Annotated in this window: 21 protein-coding genes and 1 pseudogene; 5 read left to right on the top strand and 17 right to left on the bottom strand. The window is 72.1% G+C overall.

Features of this window, described 5'->3' with window-relative positions; translation table 11 throughout:
• Positions 1-48: 48 nt before the first annotated feature.
• The 4 genes from M1E25_RS24050 to M1E25_RS24035 form a co-directional block, all read right to left on the bottom strand.
• Positions 49-2,574, bottom strand: a complete 2,526-nt coding sequence (locus M1E25_RS24050) for an ATP-dependent Clp protease ATP-binding subunit (protein ID WP_251419133.1) — start codon at positions 2,572-2,574, stop codon at positions 49-51.
• 982 nt (positions 2,575-3,556) lie between these two features.
• Positions 3,557-3,892 carry a histone-like nucleoid-structuring protein Lsr2 gene (locus M1E25_RS24045; protein ID WP_251419131.1) on the bottom strand — a complete coding sequence of 112 codons (336 nt, stop codon included), beginning with the start codon at positions 3,890-3,892 and terminating at the stop codon, positions 3,557-3,559.
• A 142-nt stretch (positions 3,893-4,034) separates the two neighbouring features.
• A complete protein-coding gene (locus M1E25_RS24040; protein ID WP_251419129.1) occupies positions 4,035-4,553 on the bottom strand; it encodes an amino-acid N-acetyltransferase in 519 nt (172 codons plus the stop codon).
• 9 nt (positions 4,554-4,562) lie between these two features.
• On the bottom strand, positions 4,563-4,967 hold the full coding sequence (locus M1E25_RS24035) for a BlaI/MecI/CopY family transcriptional regulator (RefSeq protein WP_251419127.1): 405 nt from the start codon (positions 4,965-4,967) through the stop codon (positions 4,563-4,565).
• A 169-nt stretch (positions 4,968-5,136) separates the two neighbouring features.
• Between M1E25_RS24035 and M1E25_RS24030 the strand changes: the two genes are divergently transcribed.
• Positions 5,137-5,316, top strand: a complete 180-nt coding sequence (locus tag M1E25_RS24030; RefSeq protein WP_251419125.1) for a hypothetical protein — start codon at positions 5,137-5,139, stop codon at positions 5,314-5,316.
• 34 nt (positions 5,317-5,350) lie between these two features.
• Here the strand turns inward: M1E25_RS24030 and M1E25_RS24025 are convergent, their stop codons facing one another.
• From M1E25_RS24025 to M1E25_RS24000, 6 genes are all read right to left on the bottom strand, one after another.
• Positions 5,351-6,118 carry a hypothetical protein gene (locus M1E25_RS24025; protein WP_251419123.1) on the bottom strand — a complete coding sequence of 256 codons (768 nt, stop codon included), beginning with the start codon at positions 6,116-6,118 and terminating at the stop codon, positions 5,351-5,353.
• Between the two features lie 140 nt (positions 6,119-6,258).
• The gene (locus tag M1E25_RS24020; protein ID WP_251419121.1) at positions 6,259-7,056 is read right to left on the bottom strand and encodes a type III pantothenate kinase; all 798 of its coding nucleotides are present in this window, start codon (positions 7,054-7,056) and stop codon (positions 6,259-6,261) included.
• Positions 7,056-8,105, bottom strand: coding sequence for a carboxylating nicotinate-nucleotide diphosphorylase (gene nadC / locus M1E25_RS24015; protein ID WP_251419119.1), 1,050 nt, complete (start codon positions 8,103-8,105; stop codon positions 7,056-7,058). Before nadC ends, M1E25_RS24020 begins: the two co-directional genes overlap by 1 nt.
• Positions 8,102-9,946: an L-aspartate oxidase gene (locus M1E25_RS24010; protein ID WP_372501390.1), complete on the bottom strand. Its 1,845-nt coding sequence runs from the start codon at positions 9,944-9,946 to the stop codon at positions 8,102-8,104. The genes nadC and M1E25_RS24010 overlap by 4 nt, the downstream gene beginning before the upstream one ends.
• A complete protein-coding gene (panC, locus tag M1E25_RS24005) occupies positions 9,943-10,812 on the bottom strand; it encodes a pantoate--beta-alanine ligase (RefSeq protein WP_372501389.1) in 870 nt (289 codons plus the stop codon). Before panC ends, M1E25_RS24010 begins: the two co-directional genes overlap by 4 nt.
• On the bottom strand, positions 10,809-11,720 hold the full coding sequence (locus tag M1E25_RS24000) for a Rossmann-like and DUF2520 domain-containing protein (RefSeq protein ID WP_251419117.1): 912 nt from the start codon (positions 11,718-11,720) through the stop codon (positions 10,809-10,811). Before M1E25_RS24000 ends, panC begins: the two co-directional genes overlap by 4 nt.
• 277 nt (positions 11,721-11,997) lie before the next feature.
• On the opposite strand from M1E25_RS24000, the gene M1E25_RS23995 reads away from it, so the two are divergent.
• Entirely contained in the window at positions 11,998-13,239 is a 1,242-nt protein-coding gene (locus M1E25_RS23995; RefSeq protein ID WP_372501388.1) for a threonine aldolase family protein, read from the top strand.
• 18 nt (positions 13,240-13,257) lie between these two features.
• Here the strand turns inward: M1E25_RS23995 and M1E25_RS23990 are convergent, their stop codons facing one another.
• Together M1E25_RS23990 and M1E25_RS23985 are read right to left on the bottom strand one after the other, a co-directional pair.
• Entirely contained in the window at positions 13,258-13,950 is a 693-nt protein-coding gene (locus tag M1E25_RS23990; RefSeq protein ID WP_251419115.1) for a response regulator transcription factor, read from the bottom strand.
• Positions 13,935-15,209, bottom strand: a complete 1,275-nt coding sequence (locus M1E25_RS23985; protein WP_251419113.1) for a sensor histidine kinase — start codon at positions 15,207-15,209, stop codon at positions 13,935-13,937. The genes M1E25_RS23990 and M1E25_RS23985 overlap by 16 nt, the downstream gene beginning before the upstream one ends.
• A 132-nt stretch (positions 15,210-15,341) precedes the next feature.
• Here M1E25_RS23985 and M1E25_RS23980 point away from each other — a divergent pair, with 132 nt between their 5' ends.
• Positions 15,342-16,391, top strand: a complete 1,050-nt coding sequence (locus M1E25_RS23980) for an SAM-dependent methyltransferase (RefSeq protein ID WP_372501385.1) — start codon at positions 15,342-15,344, stop codon at positions 16,389-16,391.
• 163 nt (positions 16,392-16,554) lie between these two features.
• Positions 16,555-17,697 carry an NADH-quinone oxidoreductase subunit D gene (locus M1E25_RS23975; RefSeq protein ID WP_251419109.1) on the top strand — a complete coding sequence of 381 codons (1,143 nt, stop codon included), beginning with the start codon at positions 16,555-16,557 and terminating at the stop codon, positions 17,695-17,697.
• A 117-nt stretch (positions 17,698-17,814) separates the two neighbouring features.
• Here M1E25_RS23975 and M1E25_RS23970 read toward each other — a convergent pair whose 3' ends face one another.
• From M1E25_RS23970 to M1E25_RS23955, 4 genes are all read right to left on the bottom strand, one after another.
• Entirely contained in the window at positions 17,815-18,798 is a 984-nt protein-coding gene (locus tag M1E25_RS23970; protein ID WP_308290474.1) for a hypothetical protein, read from the bottom strand.
• 133 nt (positions 18,799-18,931) lie between these two features.
• Positions 18,932-19,906, bottom strand: coding sequence for an ABC transporter substrate-binding protein (locus M1E25_RS23965; protein WP_251419105.1), 975 nt, complete (start codon positions 19,904-19,906; stop codon positions 18,932-18,934).
• Between the two features lie 31 nt (positions 19,907-19,937).
• Positions 19,938-20,669, bottom strand: coding sequence for an ABC transporter permease (locus M1E25_RS23960; RefSeq protein WP_251419103.1), 732 nt, complete (start codon positions 20,667-20,669; stop codon positions 19,938-19,940).
• A 4-nt stretch (positions 20,670-20,673) separates the two neighbouring features.
• Positions 20,674-21,411, bottom strand: a complete 738-nt coding sequence (locus M1E25_RS23955) for an ABC transporter permease (protein WP_251419101.1) — start codon at positions 21,409-21,411, stop codon at positions 20,674-20,676.
• A 197-nt stretch (positions 21,412-21,608) separates the two neighbouring features.
• On the opposite strand from M1E25_RS23955, the gene M1E25_RS23950 reads away from it, so the two are divergent.
• Complete coding sequence (locus tag M1E25_RS23950; RefSeq protein ID WP_251419099.1) at positions 21,609-22,778, top strand: ABC transporter ATP-binding protein; 1,170 nt, start codon at positions 21,609-21,611, stop codon at positions 22,776-22,778.
• A 3-nt stretch (positions 22,779-22,781) separates the two neighbouring features.
• Here M1E25_RS23950 and M1E25_RS23945 read toward each other — a convergent pair.
• Positions 22,782-23,480: pseudogene (locus tag M1E25_RS23945) on the bottom strand (nucleotidyltransferase domain-containing protein); the annotation flags it as partial.
• Positions 23,481-23,502: the final 22 nt, after the last annotated feature.

The following is a 23,502-nucleotide window of genomic DNA, read 5'->3' as shown; positions in this document are numbered from 1 at the left end:
CGGAACCGTCAGTCGGTTCCGGGGCCGGCCCTCTCGTACGTGCGCCACTCAGTCCTTGGTCAGGTTCGGGCCCGAGCCGCCCGCCGTGGACTCGATCGGCGGGACGTCCGGCAGCGCGCTCTTCTCCTCACCGCGGAAGGTGAAGGTCTTCTCGTCGCCCTCGCCCTCGGTGCCGACGACCACGATGTGACCGGGGCGCAGCTCGCCGAAGAGGATCTTCTCCGACAGCACGTCCTCGATCTCGCGCTGGATGGTCCGGCGCAGCGGCCGGGCGCCCAGCACCGGGTCATAGCCCTTCTTGGCCAGCAGGCTCTTGGCCTCGCTGCTGAGCTCGATGCCCATGTCGCGGTCCTTGAGCCGCTCGTCCACCTTGGTGACCATGAGGTCGACGATCTGGATGATGTCTTCCTCGGTGAGCTGGTGGAAGACCACCGTGTCGTCGACACGGTTCAGGAACTCCGGGCGGAAGTGCTGCTTCAGCTCGTCGTTGACCTTGGCCTTCATCCGCTCGTAGTTCGTCTTGACGTCGCCGCTGGCGGCGAAGCCCAGGTTGAACCCCTTGGAGATGTCCCGGGTGCCGAGGTTGGTCGTCATGATGATGACCGTGTTCTTGAAGTCCACGACCCGGCCCTGGGAGTCGGTCAGACGACCGTCCTCCAGGATCTGCAGCAGCGAGTTGAAGATGTCCGGGTGGGCCTTCTCGACCTCGTCGAACAGGACGACCGAGAACGGCTTGCGGCGCACCTTCTCGGTGAGCTGGCCGCCCTCCTCGTACCCGACGTAGCCGGGCGGGGAGCCGAACAGCCGCGAGACGGTGTGCTTCTCGCTGAACTCCGACATGTCGAGGGAGATCAGCGCGTCCTCGTCGCCGAAGAGGAACTCCGCCAGCGTCTTCGACAGCTCGGTCTTACCGACACCGGACGGGCCGGCGAAGATGAACGAGCCACCGGGACGCTTCGGGTCCTTCAGGCCGGCACGGGTACGGCGGATCGCCTGCGACAGCGCCTTGATGGCGTCCTTCTGGCCGATGACGCGCTTGTGGAGCTCGTCCTCCATGCGCAGCAGCCGCGAGGACTCCTCCTCGGTGAGCTTGAAGACCGGGATGCCGGTGGCGGTGGCCAGGACCTCGGCGATGAGCTCCTCGTCCACCTCCGCGACGACATCCATGTCGCCGGCCTTCCACTCCTTCTCGCGCTTCGCCTTCGCGGACAGGAGCTGCTTCTCCTTGTCGCGCAGGGAGGCCGCCTTCTCGAAGTCCTGCGAGTCGATCGCGGACTCCTTGTCCCGGCGGACCCCGGCGATCTTCTCGTCGAACTCGCGGAGGTCCGGCGGCGCGGTCATGCGGCGGATGCGCATCCGGGAGCCGGCCTCGTCGATGAGGTCGATCGCCTTGTCCGGCAGGAAGCGGTCCGAGATGTAGCGGTCCGCCAGAGTGGCGGCCGCCACCAGGGCGGCGTCGGTGATCGAGACGCGGTGGTGCGCCTCGTACCGGTCGCGCAGGCCCTTGAGGATCTCGATGGTGTGCGGCAGCGACGGCTCCGCGACCTGGATCGGCTGGAAGCGGCGCTCGAGCGCGGCGTCCTTCTCCAGGTGCTTGCGGTACTCGTCGAGCGTCGTGGCACCGATGGTCTGCAGCTCACCGCGGGCCAGCATCGGCTTGAGGATGCTCGCCGCGTCGATCGCACCCTCGGCGGCGCCCGCGCCGACCAGGGTGTGCAGCTCGTCGATGAACAGGATGATGTCGCCGCGGGTGCGGATCTCCTTGAGCACCTTCTTCAGGCGCTCCTCGAAATCACCGCGGTAGCGGGAGCCGGCCACCAGGGCGCCGAGGTCGAGGGTGTAGAGGTGCTTGTCCTTGAGGGTCTCGGGCACCTCGCCCTTGACGATGGCCTGGGCCAGGCCCTCGACGACCGCCGTCTTGCCGACGCCGGGCTCGCCGATGAGGACCGGGTTGTTCTTGGTGCGGCGGGACAGCACCTGCATGACCCGCTCGATCTCCTTCTCGCGCCCGATGACCGGGTCGAGCTTGGATTCGCGGGCGGCCTGGGTGAGGTTGCGGCCGAACTGGTCCAGGACAAGGGAAGTCGAGGGGGTGCCCTCGGCGGGGCCACCGGCGGTGGCCGCCTCCTTGCCGCCGGAGTAGCCGGACAGCAGCTGGATGACCTGCTGCCGAACCCGGTTCAGGTCGGCGCCCAGCTTCACGAGGACCTGGGCGGCGACGCCCTCGCCCTCGCGGATCAGGCCGAGCAGGATGTGTTCCGTGCCGATGTAGTTGTGGCCGAGCTGAAGAGCCTCGCGGAGCGAAAGCTCCAGGACCTTCTTCGCACGGGGGGTAAAGGGGATGTGCCCGGACGGGGCCTGCTGGCCCTGTCCGATGATCTCCTCCACCTGCTGGCGGACCGCCTCGAGCGAAATCCCGAGGCTCTCCAGGGCCTTAGCGGCGACACCCTCACCCTCGTGGATCAGGCCCAGGAGGATGTGCTCGGTGCCGATGTAGTTGTGGTTGAGCATCCGGGCTTCTTCCTGAGCCAGGACGACAACCCGCCGCGCACGGTCGGTGAACCTCTCGAACATCGTTAATCGCTCCTCAGAGCGGTCAGGCAGATCGGGGACGGTCCCCTCCCTGTCCTTCCGCATGCTAGTCCCGCAACACGGGACAGCTCATTCCAACTGCCGACACCCGTCCTTGGCCTCCTGCCCCGAACTGTCGACAACAGCTCCAACTCAAGCGTGGAAGACGATGTTCCCGCAGGCCAGGCGTACGCACTCGTTACCACTACGCCGATGGCGAACGCCCGCCCGCCCGACACACCTTCCATCGCCGGGTCCCGCCGGATCACAGCCCTTCCCATGAGGGGAAGTCCTACCCCTCGAGACTGACACTCCATGCGGCGCGCACCCCGGTCCATCCGCTACGGGCGAACACCCGAACACCCCTGTCACACGCCTTCACGCCCCGCACGTACCACAAAGAGTACCCGTGCCACAACCGATGGTAACCAGGCGGCTCGGGGCGATGACCGCGCTTCCTCCTCGTCGGACGGAGCGGGCCTGCCGAGTGGACGGAACCTTAAATCCGGGGCATCACGGGGGCCATCGGGGGCACGCCCACGCTCCCCGGCCGGGCCGGGGCGGCCCGGCGAGGACCAAAGGCGGCGGGGATCGCCGGAGCGGTCCGCCCGGTGCGGACAGCAGTCGGCCGGCCGGACCCTGCCCGGCCGGCCCGAACACACGAAAGCGCGCCCGCTTCGGGCGGCCTTCGACGGCTGCCCCCGGCCTCGAGCGGGTCCGTGAACCCGCGCCGAAGGGCGCCCGAGACCACTCGGCGCCAAAACGGACCGGTGAGTGGCGATGCGATCTCCCAACGCGCAGGCGGAGAGAGCCGGCACCCGTCCGCTGCTCCTGCCGCGCCCCCTGACCGGTGGTGCGGGGCCGACGGAACGCCGACGATGCGGGCACGCGAGGAGAGGGATCAGGGCGAGCGGGACGGCCCGGTCCCCCTACGGCTCATGCCACGGCGGCAAACGTGCGCCGCCGTGCCCTGCGGGCTGCGTCGTCAGCCGTTGGCCTTCTCGTACGCCTCACGCACGGTCGCGGGAACACGACCCCGGTCGTTGACCTCGTAGCCGTTCTTCTTCGCCCAGGCGCGGATCTTCGCGGTGTCCGGGCTGCCGCCGGAGGACGCCCGCGACTTGCCGCGGCCGCCTGCGGCACGGCCGCCGGTGCGGCGTCCGCTCTTGGCGTACGGCTCGAGCAGGCCGCGCAGCTTGTCGGCGTTGGCGGTAGTGAGGTCGATCTCGTAGGCCTTGCCGTCGAGCGCGAACGTCACGGTCTCGTCCGCCTCGCCGCCGTCGATGTCGTCAACAAGAAGGACCTGGACCTTCTGTGCCACCGGATTTCCCTTTCATCGAAATTGCTGTACGACGGAAAGCAAAGCGCCTTTCTTGGAAAAACACAAACCCTCGGACGAGGAACGCGGGCCACCGGCTCGTTAAAGGTGCGCGTATCGGACATAGGACTCTCCGTCCCCACCATCACAGCCGAAGAAGCATCCGGCTGTTGCCCAAGGTGTTCGGCTTCACTCGTTCGAGTCCCAGGAACTCCGCGACACCCTCGTCTTTGGAACGCAGGAGCTCGCTGAAGACATCACCGTCCACAGGAGTCTCACCGATCTCGACGAAGCCGTGCCTGGCGAAGAAGTCCACTTCGAACGTGAGACAGAAAACCCGCCGCACGCCGAGCCATCGAGCAGTCTGCAGCAGCTTCCCGAGCACCCGATGTCCGAGACCGGTTCCTTTGAGCGAGGGGTCGACGGCAAGAGTGCGCACCTCGGCCAGGTCTTCCCACATGACGTGCAGCGCACCGCAGGCGACGACCGCCGCGTCCGAGTCGCGTTCGGCAACCCAGAACTCCTGGATGTCCTCGTAAAGGGTGACGGTGTCTTTGTCGAGCAGGATTCTGTCGCGTGCGTACCCGTCGAGGAGGCCGCGGACCGCGGGCACATCACTCGTCCTCGCCCGGCGGACGGTGACCTCATTTGAAGCTGGGGACATATGCGGACGCTATCGCTCGACACCTTCCGCGTCCTCATTGGGGCCGTCCGGTGCATCGAGATGCACGACCCGCATGGCATCCCGCAGCGCCTCGCGCTGTTCCGCGGACATCATCCCGAAGAAGGCGACCAGAGCGGCGGCGGGGTTGTCACTCGTGGCCCAGGCGTCGTTCATCAGTGCGGCCGAGTAGGCGGCACGAGTGGAGACGGCTTGATATCGGTACGCCCGCCCTTCCGCCTCGCGGCGCACCCAGCCCTTCTGATGGAGATTGTCCATGACGGTCATGACCGTCGTGTAGGCGATGGAGCGTTCCTTCTGGAGATCCTCCAAAACCTCCCGGACCGTAACCGGGCGGTTCCACTCCCACACGCGCGTCATCACCGCGTCTTCCAGGTCACCCAATCGTCGAGGCACGCAGAAATACTAGTCCCAGATGTCAGCAATGCTGTTGGATTCGGCGAATTGAGGGGCCGGAAAGCCCGATGCCCGGGCGTCGCCCCCCCGGGGCAGCCGGCCGGTGCGAGCGGGCCCGTACGGGCACCCGGAGCCCGGGTCCGGCCGGGGCGCTGGCTACCCTGAGGGCATGGAATACCTCTCCGCGCTGCTGCCCTCCGCGGTCATGGCCGTCGCCTTCACCGCGCTGATCGTGACGATCGTGAAGAGCCAGGGCGGTGCGAACAAATCCAAGGAGGACGCCGCGGTGGACGCTGCCGCGGCCCGCACCGAGGGCGCACCGACCGCTCCCGGCACGTCCCGGGGCTGACCCGCACGCACATCCCCGCCTCCCCGGCCGACGGCTAACCGACGGCCCGCTCCTCGGGCCCCGCGGGACGGTCGGGGACGCTGCGACGCCTCGGCGGGAAGACCTCCGCCGGGGTGGGCACCGGTCGGCCGGGACCATGCCCCGGCGAGCCGCCCGGAGCCGGCTTCGGGCCGGGCTTCTCCCGCGGCTGCCGTGACGGCTCCGCCGGCTTCTCCTCTGCCGCGCGTCCGCCCGGCAGCGCGGTGAGCCGGGCGGCGCACCCCTCGGGTGAGGGCGACGGCAGGAGCCGCGCGAGCGTCGCCTCCGGCTCGGAGTCGCACTCCCGCGCCCGCTGCGCGAGCCGCTCGCGCACACACTTCTCGGCGAGTTCCTCACAGCGGCGCAGGAGGACTGCGCGGCATTCCGCTTCCCGCGACCCCACCGGAGCGGCGGACAGCGCGCGCAGAGCCGCTAGGTCCTCCGGACCTGGGATGCAGCCCTCGGCAAGGGCCTCCTCGAGCCGGTCCAGATACCCCGTGGCGGCGCCCGGAAGAGCCGCGCGATAGCGGGCAAGGTCCGCGAGGAGGAATGCGCGCAGCCGGCCGGCCTCCCGGACCGCCTCGTCCAGGGATTCCGTGAGAGCCAGGAGTTCCTGGACCTCCTGGGCCCGGCCGGTACGGCCGGAGCCGGGACCCGCCGGCGCCGGGACGGAGGGCGGTGCGGCCGGGTGCGGCCGCAGGGCGAGAGCGAGGGCACGGCGCAGAATGCGCAGCTCGTCGGCGCTGAACGCCATGGCGCCGCGGGAACCGTATGGCGTGGGCATGGACTGACTTTAAGTGCTAAACAGACAAAATCAACTCATATCGTTCATCGGGCGTGCCGTGACGCGGCACCGCGGACGATTCGGCACACCACCGTGCCGCGGATATCGCCGCACCGAAATGCCCCGGCCCCGTGCCTGCCTCAGCCGCGGTCGACATTCCGCTCGTAGACCAGCCGCAGGCCGATCAGCGTCAGCCACGGCTCGTGCTCGTCCACGACCGCCGACTCCCCCAGCACCATCGGCGCAAGGCCGCCGGTGGCGATGACGGTGACGTCGTCCGGGTCGTCGGCGAGTTCCGCCGCCATCCGGTTGACCACGCCGTCGACCTGGCCGGCGAATCCGTAGAGAATGCCGGACTGCATGGCTTCGACGGTGTTCTTGCCGATCACGCTGCGCGGCCGAGCGATCTCGATCTTGCGGAGCTGCGCGCCCCGCATGCCCAGGGCGTCGACCGAGATCTCGATGCCGGGCGCAATGACGCCACCCACGTACTCGCCCCGCGCGCTCACCGCGTCGAACGTCGTGGCCGTACCGAAGTCGACGACGACGCACGGGCCGCCGTACAGCTCGACGGCCGCCAGCGCATTGATGATCCGGTCGGCGCCGACCTCCTTGGGGTTGTCCATCAGGATCGGCACCCCCGTCTTCACCCCGGGCTCGACCAGCACGGCCGGGACGTCGCCGTAGTAGCGACGGGTGACCTCACGCAGCTCGTGCAGGACGGACGGCACCGTCGAGCAGATCGCGATGCCCTCGATGCCGTCGCCCAGTTCGTCGCCGAGCAGCGGATGCATCCCCATCAGACCGTTGAGCAGCACGGCGAGTTCGTCGGCGGTGCGGCGGGCCTCGGTGGAGATCCTCCAGTGCTCGACGATGTCCTCGCCGTCGAACAGGCCGAGGACGGTATGGGTGTTGCCGACGTCGATGGTGAGCAGCATCAGCCGGCCCCCTCCTCGCCCGCGCGCAGGTCCAGCCCGATGTCCAGGATCGGCGAGGAGTGGGTGAGCGCACCGACCGCCAGGTAGCGGACCCCGGCCTCGGCGTACGCGCGGGCCACGTCCAGGGTCAGCCGGCCGGAGGACTCGAGCTCGGCCCGTCCCTGGACCAGGGCGACCGCCTCGCGGGTCTGCTCGGGCGTGAAGTTGTCCAGCAGGACGAGGTCGGCGCCCTCGGCGAGCACCGGCGGGATCTGGTCCAGCCGGTCCACCTCCACCTCGATCGGCACGCCGGGGAACTCCTCGCGGACGGCCTTGAACGCGGCTGCCACACCGCCGGCGGCCACCACGTGGTTGTCCTTGATCAGCGCTGCGTCGGAGAGCGACATGCGGTGGTTGACGCCGCCGCCGCAGCGGACCGCGTACTTCTCCAGGGCGCGCAGACCGACCGTGGTCTTGCGGGTGTCGCGGACGTCGGTGCCGGTGCCCTCGAGGGCGTCGGCCCAGGCTCGGGTCGCGGTGGCGATGCCGGACAGCCGGCACAGCAGGTTGAGGGCGCTGCGCTCCCCGGTGAGCAGGTCGCGGGTGCGGGTGCGGACGGTCAGGAGCTTCTGACCGGGCTCGACCCGGTCGCCGTCCTCGACGTGGCGCTCGACCTCGAACTCGTCGGTGCACACGACCGAGAGGACCGCCTCGGCGATGCGCAGGCCCGCGACCGTGCCGGACTCGCGGGCGGTGAAGTCGCCGGTGGCGAACGCTTCCTCGGGGACGGTCGCGACGGTCGTCACGTCCGTTCCGTTGTCCAGGTCCTCCTCGATTGCCAGGTGGGCGATGTCCTCGACCTGCACCGGGTCGAGACCGGCGTCGGCGAGCAGCGCGGCGAGATCCGGATCGAGGCCGCACTCCATGGGGTCGATGTCGTAGGCGTCGCCGGCACCCGCGTCGCCGCAGCCGCAGGCGTCGCCGCAGCCGCCGTCAGCGGGCCCGGCGGCCGGGCCGCCGATCCGGAGCAGCGGGAGGTCCACGGGCACGGGACGGTCAGAGGTGGTCACGAGCTCTCCTCGGGAGCAGCGGTACGGGTGGTGACGGACGCGACCGTGCCGGCCTCGTCCGCCGGGTCCTGCAGCGCGGCCGTGGCCGTGGTGCGGAGCAGGAGTTCGCGGTCGCCGGAGAGGCGGCCGATCAGATGCCGGCGCCAGCGGTCGTCCCGGTCCGGCCGGTCCTCGCGCCAGTGGCAGCCCCGGGTCTCCTCGCGTTCGAGGGCCGCCGCGACCAGGAAGCGGGAGACGAGCAGGAGGTTGGTCGCCTCCCAGGTCTCGACACACGGCTCGGCGGTGCAGCCGTTCTCCCGGAGTTCCCGGGCGGCAGCGCTCTCCAGGGCCTCCAGGGCCGCTGCGGCCTCGCCGAGGCTCCCGGCGGAGCGCAGCACTCCGGCGCCGCCGGTCATGATGCGCTGGATCGCCGACCGTGCGGCGTGCGGCTGGAGCGGCTCGCCGGAGGGCCGGTGGGCGGGCGGCACCGGGCGGGCCGCCGGGGTGGCGCCGGTGGTGATGTCCTCGGCGATCCGCTCGGCGAAGACCAGCCCCTCCAGCAGGGAGTTGGACGCGAGACGGTTGGCGCCGTGGACTCCGGTGCAGGCCACCTCGCCACAGGCGTAGAGGCCGGGGACGCCGGTGCGCCCGTACAGGTCCGTGCGCACCCCGCCGCTGGCGTAATGGGCCGCGGGTGCGACGGGGATCGGCTCGGTGACCGGGTCGATGCCGTGCGCGCGACAGGCGGCGAGGATGGTGGGGAAGCGGAGCGCCCACATCTCTGCGCCGAAGTGCCGGCCGTCGAGGTACATGTGGTCGGCGCCCTGCTCCCGCATGCGGCGCATGATGCCCTTGGCGACGATGTCGCGCGGGGCCAGTTCCGCCAGTTCGTGCTGTCCCACCATGAAGCGCACCCCGCCGGCGTCCACGAGATGCGCGCCCTCGCCACGGACCGCCTCCGACACCAGCGGTTGCTGGCCCTCGGCGTCCCGCCCCAGGTAGAGGACGGTGGGGTGGAACTGGACGAATTCCAGGTCGCTCACCTCGGCCCCGGCCCGCAGCGCGAGCGCGACGCCGTCGCCGGTGGAGACCTCGGGGTTGGTGGTGGCGGAGAACACCTGGCCCATGCCGCCGGTGGCGAGCACCACGGCCGGTGCGTGGACGGCTCCCACACCGTCGCGCGCGCCCTCCCCCATCACGTGCAGCGTCACTCCGGCGGTGCGGCCTTCGGCGTCGGTGAGCAGGTCGAGGACGAGGGCGTTCTCGATGGTCTCGATCGTCCCCCGGCCCGCTGCGCCGGAGGCCGCCGGGCGCCCGGGAGCACTGCCGGAGGTGTGGCCCGTCCCGGCCTCGTGGACGGCTTCGACGAGCGCCCGCGAGATCTCGGCGCCCGTGGCGTCGCCGCCCGCGTGCGCGATACGGCGGCGATGGTGGCCGCCCTCGCGGGTCAGCAGGATCTCGCCCGTCGCACTGTCGGTGTCGAAGCGCGCGCCGGTGCCGATGAGGCGGCGCACGGCGTCCGGGCCCTCGGTGACGAGGAATCCCACGGCCTCGTCGTCGCACAGGCCGGCGCCGGCGACGAGGGTGTCCTTTCGGTGCTGCTCGGGGGTGTCGCCCTCGCCGAGCGCTGCGGCGATGCCGCCCTGCGCCCAGCGGGTGGAACCGGCGTCGAGCCGGGCCTTGGTGACGACGACGGTGCGGTGTCCGGCGGCCGCACAGCGAAGGGCGGCCGTCAGTCCGGCGACGCCCGAGCCGACGACGACCACGTCCGCCTCGATGGCCCAGCCCGGTGCGGGGGCGCGCAGGGTCGGGCGCGGTGCCGGGACGGGTATGGCGGGCGCACCCCCCGCGCCGGCGGTCACCGGGCGGCTCCGAACCGGATGCGGACGTTGTCGATCAGGCGCGTGCTGCCGACCTTCGCGGCGACGGCGAGGACGGCCTCACCGGTGAAGCCGTCGGGGACGTCGGTGAAGTCGGCGGCGTCGACGAGCGCGAGGTAGTCGAGCACGACCGGGGGCTCCATGGCCGCCGCGTGATCGAGGACCGCACGGGCAGCCCGTACGACGGCCTGCGGCCCCCGGGAGGCGGCCTGCCGACCCGTGAACAGGGCCCGCGAAAGCTCGCCCGCCGAAACCCGCTCGACCCCGGAGAGATAGCGGTTGCGGCTGGACAGGGCCACGTTGTCGCCCTCGCGAACCGTCCCCACACCCACGATCTCGACGGGGAAGTTCAGGTCCCGCACCATGCGGGTGATGACCGCCAGTTGCTGCGCGTCCTTCTGCCCGAAGACCGCGACGTCCGGCCGGGTCAGGTGGAGCAGCTTGGCGACGACCGTCAGCACGCCGTCGAAGTGGCCGGGGCGGGAGGCGCCTTCGAGGCGTCCGCCCATGGGGCCCGCGGTGATCCGCACCTGCGGCTCGCCCCCGGGGTAGACCTCGTCGGTGCTCGGCGCGAACACGGCGTCCGCACCGGCCTTCTCGGCAACGACGAGGTCGGCGTCGAGGGTGCGCGGGTAACGGTCGAGATCCTCGCCCGCGCCGAACTGCAAGGGGTTGACGAAGACCGTGACGACGACCTGGCCGTCCGGGCCCACCCGGTCACGGGCGGTACGGATCAACGCGGCGTGGCCCTCGTGCAGGGCGCCCATGGTCATGACGACGGCGCGCTCGCCCTCCCCGCGGGGCAGGGCGAGCAGTTCGTCCGCGGTGCGCGGGAGCTGGGTGATCACTGGCGTCCTCCGTCGGCGAGGACACCGAGCAGTTCCTCCGCCAGTTCCGGCTTGAGCAGGCCGTGCGCAAGCGCGCGGTCCGCGGTCGAGCGGGCCATGGCCAGGTAGCCGGCCACGGTCTGCGGGGAATGCTTGCGCAGCTCGGCGACGTGGGCCGCGACCGTACCCGCATCACCGCGGGCGACGGGTCCGGTGAGGGCGGCGTCTCCGGAACGCAGGGCGTTGTCGAGGGCCGCACCGAGGAGAGGCCCGAGCATCCGGTCGGGGGCGGTGACGCCTGCGGTGCGCAACAGCTCCATGGACTGGGCGACCAGGGTCACGAGATGGTTCGCACCGAGGGCGAGAGCCGCGTGGTAGAGCGGCCGGGCCGACTCCTCGATCCACTCGGGCTCGCCACCCATTTCGATGACGAGGGCCTCGGCGGCGGTGCGCAGTTCCTCGGGCGCGGTGACCCCGAACGAGCAGCCGGCGAGCCGCTGGACGTCCACCGCGGTACCGGTGAAGGTCATGGCCGGGTGCAGGGCGAGCGGCAGGGCGCCGGCTCGCCGCGCGGGGTCCAGAATGCCGGTTCCGTAGCGCCCGGAGGTGTGCACCAGCAGGCGTCCGGGACGTACCGCGCCGGTCTCGGCGAGGCCCGCGACCAGCTCGGGCAGCGCGTCGTCGGGGACCGTCAGCAGCACCAGCTCGGCGCGCTCGAGGACTTCGGTGGGGGTGACGACCGGGACGTCGGGCAGCAGGGCCGCGGCCCGCCGCCGCGAGGCGTCGGAGACGCCCGAGACCGCGACCGGGCGGTGTCCGGCGAGCTGCAGGGCGGCGGCGAGCACGGGGCCCACGCGGCCCGCGCCGACGACCCCGACGGTCAGCCGGGCGGGGCGGTCCTTCGGGTCCGGGAGTTGTGGTGCGTTCACGCGGCGACGGCCTTCCGTTCCAGTCCTGGGGCTGCCCCGTGCCGGGGGATCCCCGTGCCGCAGCCAGGGGACCGGCCGTGAGCGGGTACCGGACGTGTCCCGGCCATGCTACCCGGGGCGGTTGGGCCCCGGGCCGGGGCCGACGGACCGTGGCCGGACGGCTCTCGGTGGGCTGCGGGGATCCGCCTGCCCGCAGGGCCGCCTCGCCGAAGCGCCTGCACCGGGACCGGCGGTAAAAGCGGTACTCCCGCGGGGCGGTCTGAGTCATCATCGCCGCATGACGGACCACAGCGCGGACGACGGCAGCCCCGGCGCCCTCGACGAACCCGGCGCCGGCAGCATGGCGAGCGGGACGGGCGGCGAGGGCACCGGCCCCGGGCAGCAGCGCTCGCGCCGATCGGCCGCATGGCGCGGCTGCGACCGGGTACTGGACCGCCCGGCGTCCGCGGCCACGCTCGGTGAGCAGCTGCGCCGGCTCTCGGAACTCGCACCGGACGCCCACGACCTCGACACCCCGGTGGACCTGTACGGCGACGGCGTCGTCGAGGAGCTGGAACAGCGGGTCGGCTCCCTGCTGGGCACGGAGGCGGCGGCGTTCTTCCCCACCGGCACCATGGCCCAGCAGGTGGCCCTGCGCTGCTGGGCGGGCCGGACGGGCAACCCGGCGGTGGCGCTGCATCCGCTCGGGCACCCGGTGGTCTGGGAACGCGACGCGCTGTCGGTCGTGAGCGGGTTGCGGACCGTCCGGCCGACCACCGCGCCACGGCTGCCGACCGCCGAGGAGGTACGCGCCCTGGACGAACCGGCCGGCACGCTGATGCTCGAACTCCCGCTGCGGGAGGCCGGGTTCGTCCTCCCGTCCTGGGAGGAGCTGACGGACGTCGTGGCGGCCGCCCGGGAGAGCGACATGGTGGTGCACGTCGACGGCGCCCGGCTCTGGGAGTGCACTCCGCACTACGGACGCGAGCTGCGGGAGATCGCCGGGCTCGCCGACAGCGTCTACGTCTCCTTCTACAAGTCGCTCGGCGGAGTGTCGGGGGCCGCGCTGGCCGGGCCGGAGAGTTTCGTCGCCGAGGCGAAGGCGTGGCGCCACAGGTACGGCGGCCTGCTCTTCCAGCAATGGCCGGCGGCGCTCGCGGCACTGATCGGGCTGGACCGCGAACTGCCCCGGCTGCCCGCGTACGTGGCGCATGCCTCCACGGTTGCGCGGGCGCTGCGCGAGGCGCTGGCGGCCTCCGGCGTGCCCTGGTTCCGGGTGCACCCGGAGGAGCCGCACACCCACCAGTTCCAGGTGTGGCTGCCGTATCCGGCCGACGACCTGAACGAGGCGGCCGTCCGACAGGCCGAGCAGACGCGGACCGCACTGTTCCGCGTGTTCACCGAGCCGGGGCTGCCGCCCGGCCTTTCGATGACGGAGCTGACCGTCGGAGCCGCCGGGCTGGACTGGGATGCGAGCGACGTCGCCGAGGCGCTCGACGGTTTTCTGGCCGTCCTCGGCACGGTACGCGCGGAGATCTGACCGGCCCCTGGCAGTCCCTCACGTCCGGCGGCCGCTCCCGGCTCGCAGCAGACCCGACTCGTAGGCCAGGACCACCACCTGGACCCGGTCGCGAAGGTCCAGCTTGTGGAGGATGCGCCCGACGTGGGTCTTGACCGTGGCCTCGGAGAGGACCAGGCGGGCCGCGATCTCGCCGTTGGACAGACCCTGCGCCACCAGCAGGAACACCTCGCGTTCGCGCCCGGTGAGGCGGGCGAGTGCGGTCCGGCCGCGCTCACCGCCGGCCTCCTCCGCCGGCATCAACGTGGTGAAACGGTGGAGCAGTCGGCGCGTGGTGCTGGGGGCCACCACCGCGTCACCGCTGTGGACGGCCCGGACGGCGGCGACCAGTTCGTCCGGCGGGACGTCCTTGAGGAGGAAGCCGACGGCCCCGGCCCGCAGCGCGGCGAAGGCGTACTCGTCGAGGTCGAAGGTGGTGAGGATCAGCACCTTGGGCGCGTTCGCCGCGTCCGGGCCGCCGCAGATCCGGCCGGTGGCCTCCACGCCGTCCATCCGCGGCATGCGCACGTCCATCAGCACGACGTCGGCCTCGGTCGCGCGCAGCACCTCCAGGGCCTCGGCACCGTCGCCGGCCTCGGCGACCACCTCCAGGTCGGGCTGCGCCTCCAGCACCATGCGGAACCCGGCTCGCAGCAGGGCCTGGTCGTCCACGAGCATCACACGGACCGGCATCCGGACCTCCCGTCGTCGTTGCGGTGGCCCACCGGGGGGCGTGCGTCCCGCGGGCCGGTCTCCTGCGACGCCGCACCGAGCGGGAGCACGGCAGCGACCCGGAAGCCTCCGCCCGGCCGGGGGCCGGCCGTCAGCCGGCCGCCGACCATTCCGACCCGCTCCCGCATGCCGATCAGACCCTGCCCGAGGCCGTCCGCGCCCCCGGCGGCCGGGGGCGCGGCGGAGTCGCCCCGGCCGTCGTCCTCGACGAGCAGATCGAGGGCCGTCCTGCGGTAGGTGAGCCGGACCCGTGCGCCCGCCTGCGGCCCGGCGTGCTTGCGGGTGTTGGTCAGCGCCTCCTGGACGATGCGGTAGGCGGTCAGCTCGACTCCGCTGGGCAGCGGCCGTGAGCTGCCCTCGACGGCGAACCGCACCGGCAGCCCGGCCTCACGGACCCGGGCGATCAGCTCCTCGAGCTGGCCGACGCCCGGCTGGGGAAGGTACGTGTCAGTGCCCGGCGGCTCACCGGAGCGCAGTACGCCGAGCAGCCGGCGCATCTCGGCGAGCGCCTGCCGGCCGGTCTGCGAGATGGTCCCCAGGGCCTGCCGCGTCCGGTCGGGAGCAGTGTCGAGCACGAACGCGGCGCCGTCCGCCTGGACGACCATCGCGGACACGTTGTGCGCGACGACGTCGTGCAATTCCCTTGCAATCCGGGCCCGTTCGGCGGCAACGGCGACCTTCGACTGCGCCTCCCGCTCCCGCTCCAGCCGGGCGGCCCGCTCCTCCAGCTGGGCGTAGTACGCACGACGGGTGCGCAGCGAATCGCCGAGCACCCATGCCAGGGCGAACGGCACCGTCATGAAGGCGGTGTAGACGACCCACGTCCAGCCGTTCCCGTTCTCCGGCGGCCAGCGCAGGGCGGCGATCGTCGGAGCGCACAGCCCACCGGCGAGGGCGACCCGTGAGGCCCAGCGGGCGCCGATGGCCCCGACCGTGAACACGATCACCAGCAGGGCGAAGTCGGCCGGGTTGGTTCCGATGTCGAGCACCAGCTGAGCGACACCCACCGCAGCCGCCAGCAGCAGCATCCGCTCGGGGAGCCTCCGGCGCAGCGCTATCACCGTACCCAGGGCGAGCGTCACCGGGATCGCCGCGATACGCCTGCCGGGCTCCAGCTCTCCGGAGAAGATCCACAGGCCGGCGAACCCGGCCGTCACGACGGCCCAGAAGGTGTCGACGCCGGTCGGATGCCTGCGGAGGAACTCGTAGAGGCGCTGCACGTCACCCAGCGTAGAAAGCGCGCAGCACCCCGGGAGTCCCCCGAAGGTCCGATCCCGCCGGTATCCGCCTACTCCGCTGGGGGGAGGGGGCGGCCCGGCAGGCCGTTCCGAGCGCCCGCTGCCCCGTCTACGGTGGAGCCCGTGAACGACGAACCGGGCCGCCGACGGCCCTGGCGGGAGGCCGCCGAGCAGGCCCTCTACGGGCCCGACGGGTTCTTCGTCCGCGAACGGCCCGCCGACCACTTCCGCACCTCGGTGCACGCCTCCCCGCTGTTCGCCTCGGCCGTCGCCGCGCTGCTGTCCCGGGTCGACGAAGCCCTGGGACGGCCCGGCGAACTCACCCTGGTCGACGTGGGAGCAGGGCGCGGCGAGCTGCTCGTCCATGTCCTCCGGACGGTCGCCGGACCGGACGGTGACCCGGGGCTGGCGGCCCGGCTGCGCCTGTGCGCCGTCGAGCGCGCCCCCCGCCCGGACGGCCTGGACGACCGGATCCGCTGGACGGCCGGACTGCCGCAGCCGGCCACGGTCACCGGCCTGGTGCTCGCCAACGAGTGGCTGGACAACGTTCCGGCGGACGTGGTCGAGACCGACTCCTCCGGCACGTTCCGGCTGGTCCTCGTCGGGCCCGACGGCACGGAGCGGCTCGGCCCGCAGGTGACCGGTGCGGACGCGCAGTGGCTGGAGGAGTGGTGGCCGACGGCCGGTGAGCCCGGCCTGCGGGCCGAGATCGGCCGCCCCCGTGACCAGGCATGGGCGCAGGCGGTGCGTTCACTGCGCCGCGGGCTCGCGGTCGCCGTCGACTACGCGCACCACCGGACGGCCCGGCCGCCGTTCGGCACCCTGGCCGCCTACCGGGACGGTCGCGAGGTGCGGCCCGTCCCGGACGGCAGCTGCGACCTCACCGCACACGTGGCCCTCGACGCCTGCGCCGCAGCAGGGGCCCGAGCCACCGCCCAGCCGTCCGGCGAGCCGCTGCTGCGGTCCCAGCGGGACGTACTGCGGGCGCTGGGCCTGACGGGGCGGCGTCCGCCACTCGCCCTCGCGACGAGCGACCCGGCCGGTTATCTCCGTGCCCTCGGTACGGCCGGTGAGGCAGCGGAACTCATCGACCCGGCGGGCCTGGGCGCCTTCGGCTGGCTGCTCCAGCCCGTCGGCACGGACGCGGTTCCGCTGGGGTCTTAGCCGCCCGGAATGCCGGGGCAGGCGATCCCGGTACGCAGGTCCCGGTGCACGGCCGGTCGCCGGGCGCCGAAGCCGGACGGCCTCCCCGGCACGCACCCGGGGGTGCGGGCTGTGCGGGCCACCACCGGCGCGGTTCCCCGGCCCCAGCTGCAAGACTGTTCCCATGACGGAGACGACAGTCGGTATCGGTGGTGCGGCGGAGAGCACGGACATGGTGCTCAACATCGGGCCGCAGCACCCATCGACGCACGGCGTGCTGCGCCTGCGGCTCGTCCTCGACGGCGAGCGCATCACGTCGGCGGAGCCGGTCATCGGTTACATGCACCGCGGCGCCGAGAAGCTCTTCGAGGCGCGCGACTACCGGCAGATCATCGTGCTGGCCAACCGTCACGACTGGCTGTCCGCCTTCTCCAACGAGCTGGGCGTCGTCATGGCCGTGGAGCGCATGCTCGGCATGGAGGTGCCGCAGCGAGCGGTGTGGACGCGCACTCTCCTGGCCGAGCTGAACCGGGTGCTCAACCACCTGATGTTCCTCGGCTCCTACCCCCTCGAGCTGGGCGGTATCACTCCCGTCTTCCACGCCTTCCGCGAGCGCGAGGAGCTCCAGACCGTCATGGAGGAGGTCTCCGGCGGCCGGATGCACTACATGTTCAACCGGGTCGGCGGCCTCAAGGAGGATCTGCCCGCGGGCTGGCTCGGCCGGGTGCGCACCGCCGTCGCCGACGTCCGTTCCCGGATGGACGTCTACGACCGTCTGGTCCTCGGCAACGAGATCTTCCGCGGGCGCACCCGCGGCGTCGGCGTGCTCTCCGCCGAGACGGTGCACGCATACGGGGTGAGCGGGCCGATCGCCCGGGCATCCGGCGTGGACTTCGACCTGCGCCGCGACGAGCCGTACCTGGCCTACGGCGAACTCCAGGACGTGCTGAGGGTCGTCACCCGCGAGGAGGGGGACTGCCTGGCGCGGTTCGAGTGCCTGCTCGAGCAGACCCATGTGGCACTGGACCTCGCCGACGCGTGTCTCGACCGGCTGGCCGGACTGCCGCAGGGGCCGGTGAACCAACGGCTGCCCAAGGTGCTCAAGGCACCCGAGGGACACACCTACGCGTGGACCGAGAATCCGCTCGGCCTGAACGGCTACTACCTGGTCTCGAAGGGCGAGAAGACGCCGTACCGGCTGAAGTTGCGCTCCGCGTCGTTCAACAACATCCAGGCACTGACCGAGTTGCTGCCCGGCACGCTGGTGGCCGACATGGTGGCGATCCTCGGATCGCTGTTCTTCGTCGTCGGCGACATCGACAAGTAGCGGCGACCGCGACGCCCCCGTGGCGTGCACCCGAGGGCCCTCTCCCGGTGCCGTCGGCCGCGCGGCGGACGGTCCCGCCCGCATCCGGCCACCGACGACCCGGACACGGAGGCCGGTTCAGGAGGAGTGGACCCGCAGCTCGCGCATGTCGAGCGGCTCGGTCTCGTCGTGCTCGGTCAGGTCGATGACCTCGTCGACCGTCTCGCGTTCCGCCTCCGCGGATGCCCGGTGCTGCTCCTGCCGGGCCTCGTACTCGGCGAACGCCTCGGCGCCGACGACATCGGCGAGATCGTCCTCCGGCACGGCGGCCGGAATGCTGTCCGTCCGAAGCGGACCCTCCGGGGCCGGCAGGCCCTGGGTGCCGAAGAAGTCGAAGCCTCCTTCGACTCGCTTCGGAAAGCGGCGGTCCGGAGCGACGGCTGTCGCGGCGGGCGCCGTGCGCCGGCCGTGCGCGGAGGGGCCGGAGGTCGCGGCGGCCGTACCGGGCTCATGCTCCCCGGCGGCCGCCGGGAGCTTCCCCGCCGCCTCCTCCGCCTCCTGCTGCGCCTCGCGCCGGCGTGCCTCCTCGATGGTCCGCTTGATCTCCTGCCGGGCGCCGTTGCGCACAAGGTTGCGCAGGGCCGTATGCGCTCGCCGGTACCCGGCCGGGCCCAGCCCACCGGGGGTGGGCGCGACCGACCGACCGGTGCCCGCGGGCAGTTCGCGCACCTCCTGAGGGGCCCCGAGGCTCAGCAGCCGGCGGCCCTCCAGGGCGCTGGCCCGCTGGGTCTCCGCATTGGCGTAGCGCCGGAGCAGGGTCGCGTGCTCGTTGCGGAGCCGGGACAGTTCGGCCCGCTTCGCGCGCAGCTTGGTGTCCAGCGACAGGCGCAGCTCGCGGGACTCCTCCAGGTCGGTCTCGAGTTCGGCGATGCGCTCGTCCGTCCGCCACTCGTCCCGCACCCGTGCCTTGGTGACCTCGGCGACGCGCTTGCCCGCCGCCCGGTCCCAGGCGCGCATGATGACGGCACCGGTGACGGCCGTCGCGGCCGAAGCCGCCACCAGCAGCCGGAGCACCAGCACGTTGCCGCTCACGGCGGCGACAACGGCGCAGACAAGTGACACACCGACAACCGTGGCGGGCGAAAGGAGCCTGTGCAGGGGTGGGGAATGGCGGTGTCGTCCTCGTGGCATGGCCAGAAACCTACCGTGCGTGCGCTGGACGTGGGGACCCGGCCGCCCAGTTGTTTTCGGCCGGTTACTTTGTGATCAATCCCTTCGACTCCAGGTACTCGCGCGCGACATCCGCGGGCTTGCGGCGTTCGGCGTCGATGCTGCGGTTGAGCTCCACCAGATCCCGGGTCGTCAGGACCTTCGTCAGCTTGCCGAGCACGGCGCGGACGTCCTTCCCGCCGGCCGATTCGGCGTTGGCCACCGGCAGGACGTTGTCGGCGTTCTGGAGTTTCTTGTCGTCCTCGAGAAGGACCAGCCCGAAGTCCCGGAGCGTGGCGTCGGTGGTCGTGGTCAGCACCATCTGATCGGTGCCGTCCTTGACGGCCTGTTTGGCCGGGGTGGTGCCCACGCCCTTCGGGTCGACGGAGGAGATGCTGATGCCGTACTTCTTCTCCAGACCGGGCTTGCAGAAGGGCCGGACGCTGCACTCGTCACCGGCGGCGAGTTCGATGTCCAGGCCCGAACGGCCAAGATCCGAGAGGGTTTTGAGCTCGTGCTTGCGGGCGAATTCCTTCGTCACCGCGAACGCGTTCTGATCGACCGCTTCACCGGCCGGCAGGACTTCCAGGCCCCGCGGCTCGGCGAACTTCTTCAATGCCGCGACCGTGGCCGCCACATCACTGGACGCGACGGGCTTCGCCTTCTGACCGTTCTCCTTCACGTTCAGGAATTCCGCGAGCGTGGCCGCGTATTCCGGGACGATGTCGATCTGCCCCTTCTCCAGGGCGGGTTCGTAGAGCTCGCGGTTCTTCAGCGTCCTGACCGACGTCGTGTACCCGGCGTCCCGCAGCAGCTGTGCGTAGAGCTGGGCCATCAGCGTGGACTCCGTGAAACCGGCCGAACCGACGACCAGTTCGCCCTTGCCGCCGCCGGACGAGCCCGGCTGTTTGCTCTCCAGGCTCTCCCCGCCGCAACCGGCGAGGCCCGCCGTCAGCGCCGCGACGGCCAGCACCGCGCTCGCCGTCCGTACCGTGCGCGATCCACCCGCAGTGTTGTTCATCCGGATCACCATCCATCCAACCGATCGTTGTTCACGCCGCTTCTGCCGGGACGGCGCCGCCCCGGGTTCCGGCAGGATTCGCCCGGGCCGGCTGCCGGGGACGCCGCCGCAGGGGGTCACACAGCCACTGCGCGGCGGCCAGGGACGCCTCGACCAGCAGCGCGAGCGCAGCGACCAGGACGGCCCCCGCGACCACCTTCGGGGTGTCGTAGGTGTTGAATCCGGCGGTGATGATCCGCCCCAGCCCGCCGCCGCCGACCGGGCCCGTGAGGGTGGCGGTCGCGACGAGCTGCACGGCCGCGGACCGTATCCCCGCCATGATCAGTGCGAAGCCGAGGGGCAGTTCGACCCGCCACAGCAACTGCGCGCCGGACATGCCCATCCCCCGCGCCGCCTCCACGACCGCCGGGTCCGCCTCACTGATGCCCACACAGGCGTTGGTCAGCAGCGGCGGGAGGGCGAACAGCACCAGCGCCACGACCGTGGGCAGTTCTCCCTGCCGGCCGAGCGGCGTCAGCATGAGCAGCACCAGGACGGCGAGCGTCGGCACGGCGCGCCCGGCGTTCGAGACGTTGACGGCCAGCGCCCCGCCCCTGCCGGTGTGCCCGAGCCACAGGGCGGCCGGCAGCGCGATCAGGCAGGTGAGCACCAGGCACACCAGGGAGAGTTGGACGTGCTCCGCCAACCGCTGCCAGGCCCCCCCGGGGCCCGCCCAGTTGGCGGCCGTCGTCAGCCAGGTCCACGCCTGCACCACCGCGTCCACGGCCTCAGCCCGCCTTCGCTGCCGGGCCCGGGGCCGCTCGCCACAGCCGGACGGGCCACCGCCGGCGGGCACGGGCACCGGTACGCGCCCAGGGCGTCAGCAGCCCCTGCACGCCGAGCAGCAGCAGGTCCGCCGCCACGGCGAGCAGCACGCACAGCACCGACGCGGTGAGGACCTGGGCCTTGAAGTAACTGTCCAGGCCGCCCAGAACGAGGTTGCCGAGACCCCCGTAATCCACGAGCGCACCCACGGTCGTCAGCGAGATCGCGGAGACCGCGGCGATCCGCACCCCCGCCATGAGCGCCGGGAGGGCGAGCGGGAGTTCGACACCGAACAGCAGCCGCAGCGGACCGTAACCCATGCCGCGCGCCGCCTCCCGGGCCTCCTCCGGCACCGACTCGAGCCCCGCCAGGATGTTCCGCACCAGCAGGGTGAGCGAGTAGAGGACCAGGCCCGTCACCACCACCGAGGCCGAGACGCCGAGCAGCGGCATCAGCAGCGCGAACATGGCCAGCGACGGCACGGTGTACAGGATCGTGGTCAGGCCGAGCACCGGACCACGCCAGCGTTCCCGGCGGCGTGCGAACAAGGCCAGGGGGAAGGCGACGAGGAGGGCGATCACCACCGAGAGGGCCGCGATCCAGACGTGTTGCAGCGTGGCATCCGTCAATTCCTGGCTCCGGGTGCGGAGGTACTCACCGCAGATCCACTCGTTGGCCGTCAGACAGCTCCTGCCGTTCACGGCGTCCGCCTCCCCCGCCCGGTCCGTTCCATGCCCCGTCCCCGCGTCCGATCCGCACGGCCGGTCGCCGTCCGCCGACGGCTCTCCGCCGACCGCCTGCGACCCTACCCACCGGCACCGACAACGACCGGAAGTGCCGCAGGACAGCAATACGTTCTTCACACGCACCCCGCCGGGTGCCGTCACCATGGAGAGCAATGATCCGCTTCGAGAACGTCACCAAGCGCTACGCCGACGGCACCACCGCCGTGGACGGCCTGTCCTTCGAGGTGTGCCGGGGCGAACTGGTCACCCTCGTGGGGCCGTCCGGCTGCGGCAAGACCACCACCATGAAAATGGTCAACCGGCTGACCGAGCCCACATCCGGAAGGATCCTGCTGGACGGTGAGGACATCGCGACCCTCGACCCGGTCCGGCTGCGCCGCCGGATCGGCTACGTCATCCAGCAGGTGGGCCTGTTCCCGCACAAGACGGTGCTCGACAACACCGCCACCGTCCCGCATCTGCTCGGCTGGCAGCGGGCCAGGGCCCGCAAGCGGGCCGCGGAACTGCTCGAACTGGTGGGCCTCGACCCGTCGGTCCACGGCGAGCGGTACCCGGACCAGCTCTCCGGCGGGCAGCGGCAACGCGTGGGCGTCGCCCGGGCGCTGGCGGCGGATCCGCCCGTGCTGCTGATGGACGAGCCGTTCGGCGCCGTCGACCCGGTCGTCCGCGAGCGGCTCCAGAGCGAGTTCCTGAAGCTCCAGGAGACGGTCCGCAAGACCGTCCTCTTCGTCACGCACGACCTGGAGGAGGCGGTGCGGCTCGGTGACCGGATCGCGGTGTACGGCCGGGGCCGGATCGAGCAGTTCGACTCGCCCGCGGCCGTGCTCGGCGCGCCCGCCACCCCGTACGTCGCCGACTTCGTGGGGTCGGACCGGGGCCTGAAGCGGCTGTCGGTCACGCCGGTCGAAGCGGGGGACCTGGAACAGCCGCCGGTGGTCGGGGCCGCCGACCCGCTGGGCCGGGCAGCCGGACAGCTGAAGGCCGAGGGGGCACGATGGGCGGTCGTGCTCGACGGTTCCGGCAGCCTGCACGGGTGGATTCCCGCCGACGCCGGGGCCCCTGCGGACGGGGCCGCCGGGGGAACGGTGGGCGAGCATGCCCGCCGTATGGCGGCCTGGGTCCCCGTCGGCGCCTCGCTCCGGCAGGCGTTCAGCACCATGCTGCAGCACGACGCCGGGTGGGTCGCTGTCCTCGACGGCGAGCGCTTCCTCGGGGTTCTCACCCCGGCCCGGCTGCACGAGGCCCTTCGCCGCTCGATCGACGCCGACGCGAACGCAACGTCCCGGGATGCGGTCGACCTGGAGACGGTGCCGGGGGCCTGAGCCCGGCCGGGGACCGAGGCCCGAGAGGAACCCGTCGATCCCCCGCAGCCCGGCCCGGTCCAGCAGCTCCTTCTCGTTGGTGACCCAGTCGCCCCGGGCCGCCAGCACCCCGTGCGCCGCCTCGCATGCGGCTCGCGCGACCGCACCGGCACAGTCCGCGAGATGTCCCCGCCCGGCATGGGCGCTGCGGGCGTACCCGAGGGTGAGCCGGGCCGCGCCCCACCACTCCGCCGAGGCCGTGCGGCGCAGGGCCGCCGGGTAACCGGGGCGCGGCAGCCGCCCGTGCAGGACCCGGTTGACCGCGAGCTCGGCGACCACCAGGTACGTGGGCACACCCGCCAGGTGGAACATCAGCCGCTCGATCGCGAACCGGCCCTCGCGGGCCTCGGCCAGCCGGTACCCGACGTCGGCGAGGTCCCGGTAGTGGACGTCGACCCGGCGGCCGTCCACCTCGAGCCAGGCCCCGCCGTTGAACACCCCTCCGCCCCAGCCGCCGATCTCGGAGACCTCGCCCGGCCAGCCCAGCGCCCGCAGGCCGGCGGGCGAGAACCCGCCCCGGTAGTAGACGGCGAAGTCCCAGTCGCTGTCGGGACGGTGGGTCTGCGTGGCCCGCGATCCGCCCAGCGCCACCGCCTCCACGTGCTGCAGGGACGCGAGGCGGCCGGCGACGGATCGGGCGAAGGCTTCCTGGTCCGGTTGCATGCCGCCGAGGATGGCAGAACGG

Origin of the sequence: Streptomyces meridianus (assembly GCF_023703325.1) — a bacterium.
Lineage (GTDB): Bacteria > Actinomycetota > Actinomycetes > Streptomycetales > Streptomycetaceae > Streptomyces > Streptomyces meridianus.
The sequence above is the reverse complement of the archived record's forward strand: the minus strand, read 5'-3'. Positions and strand labels throughout refer to the sequence as shown.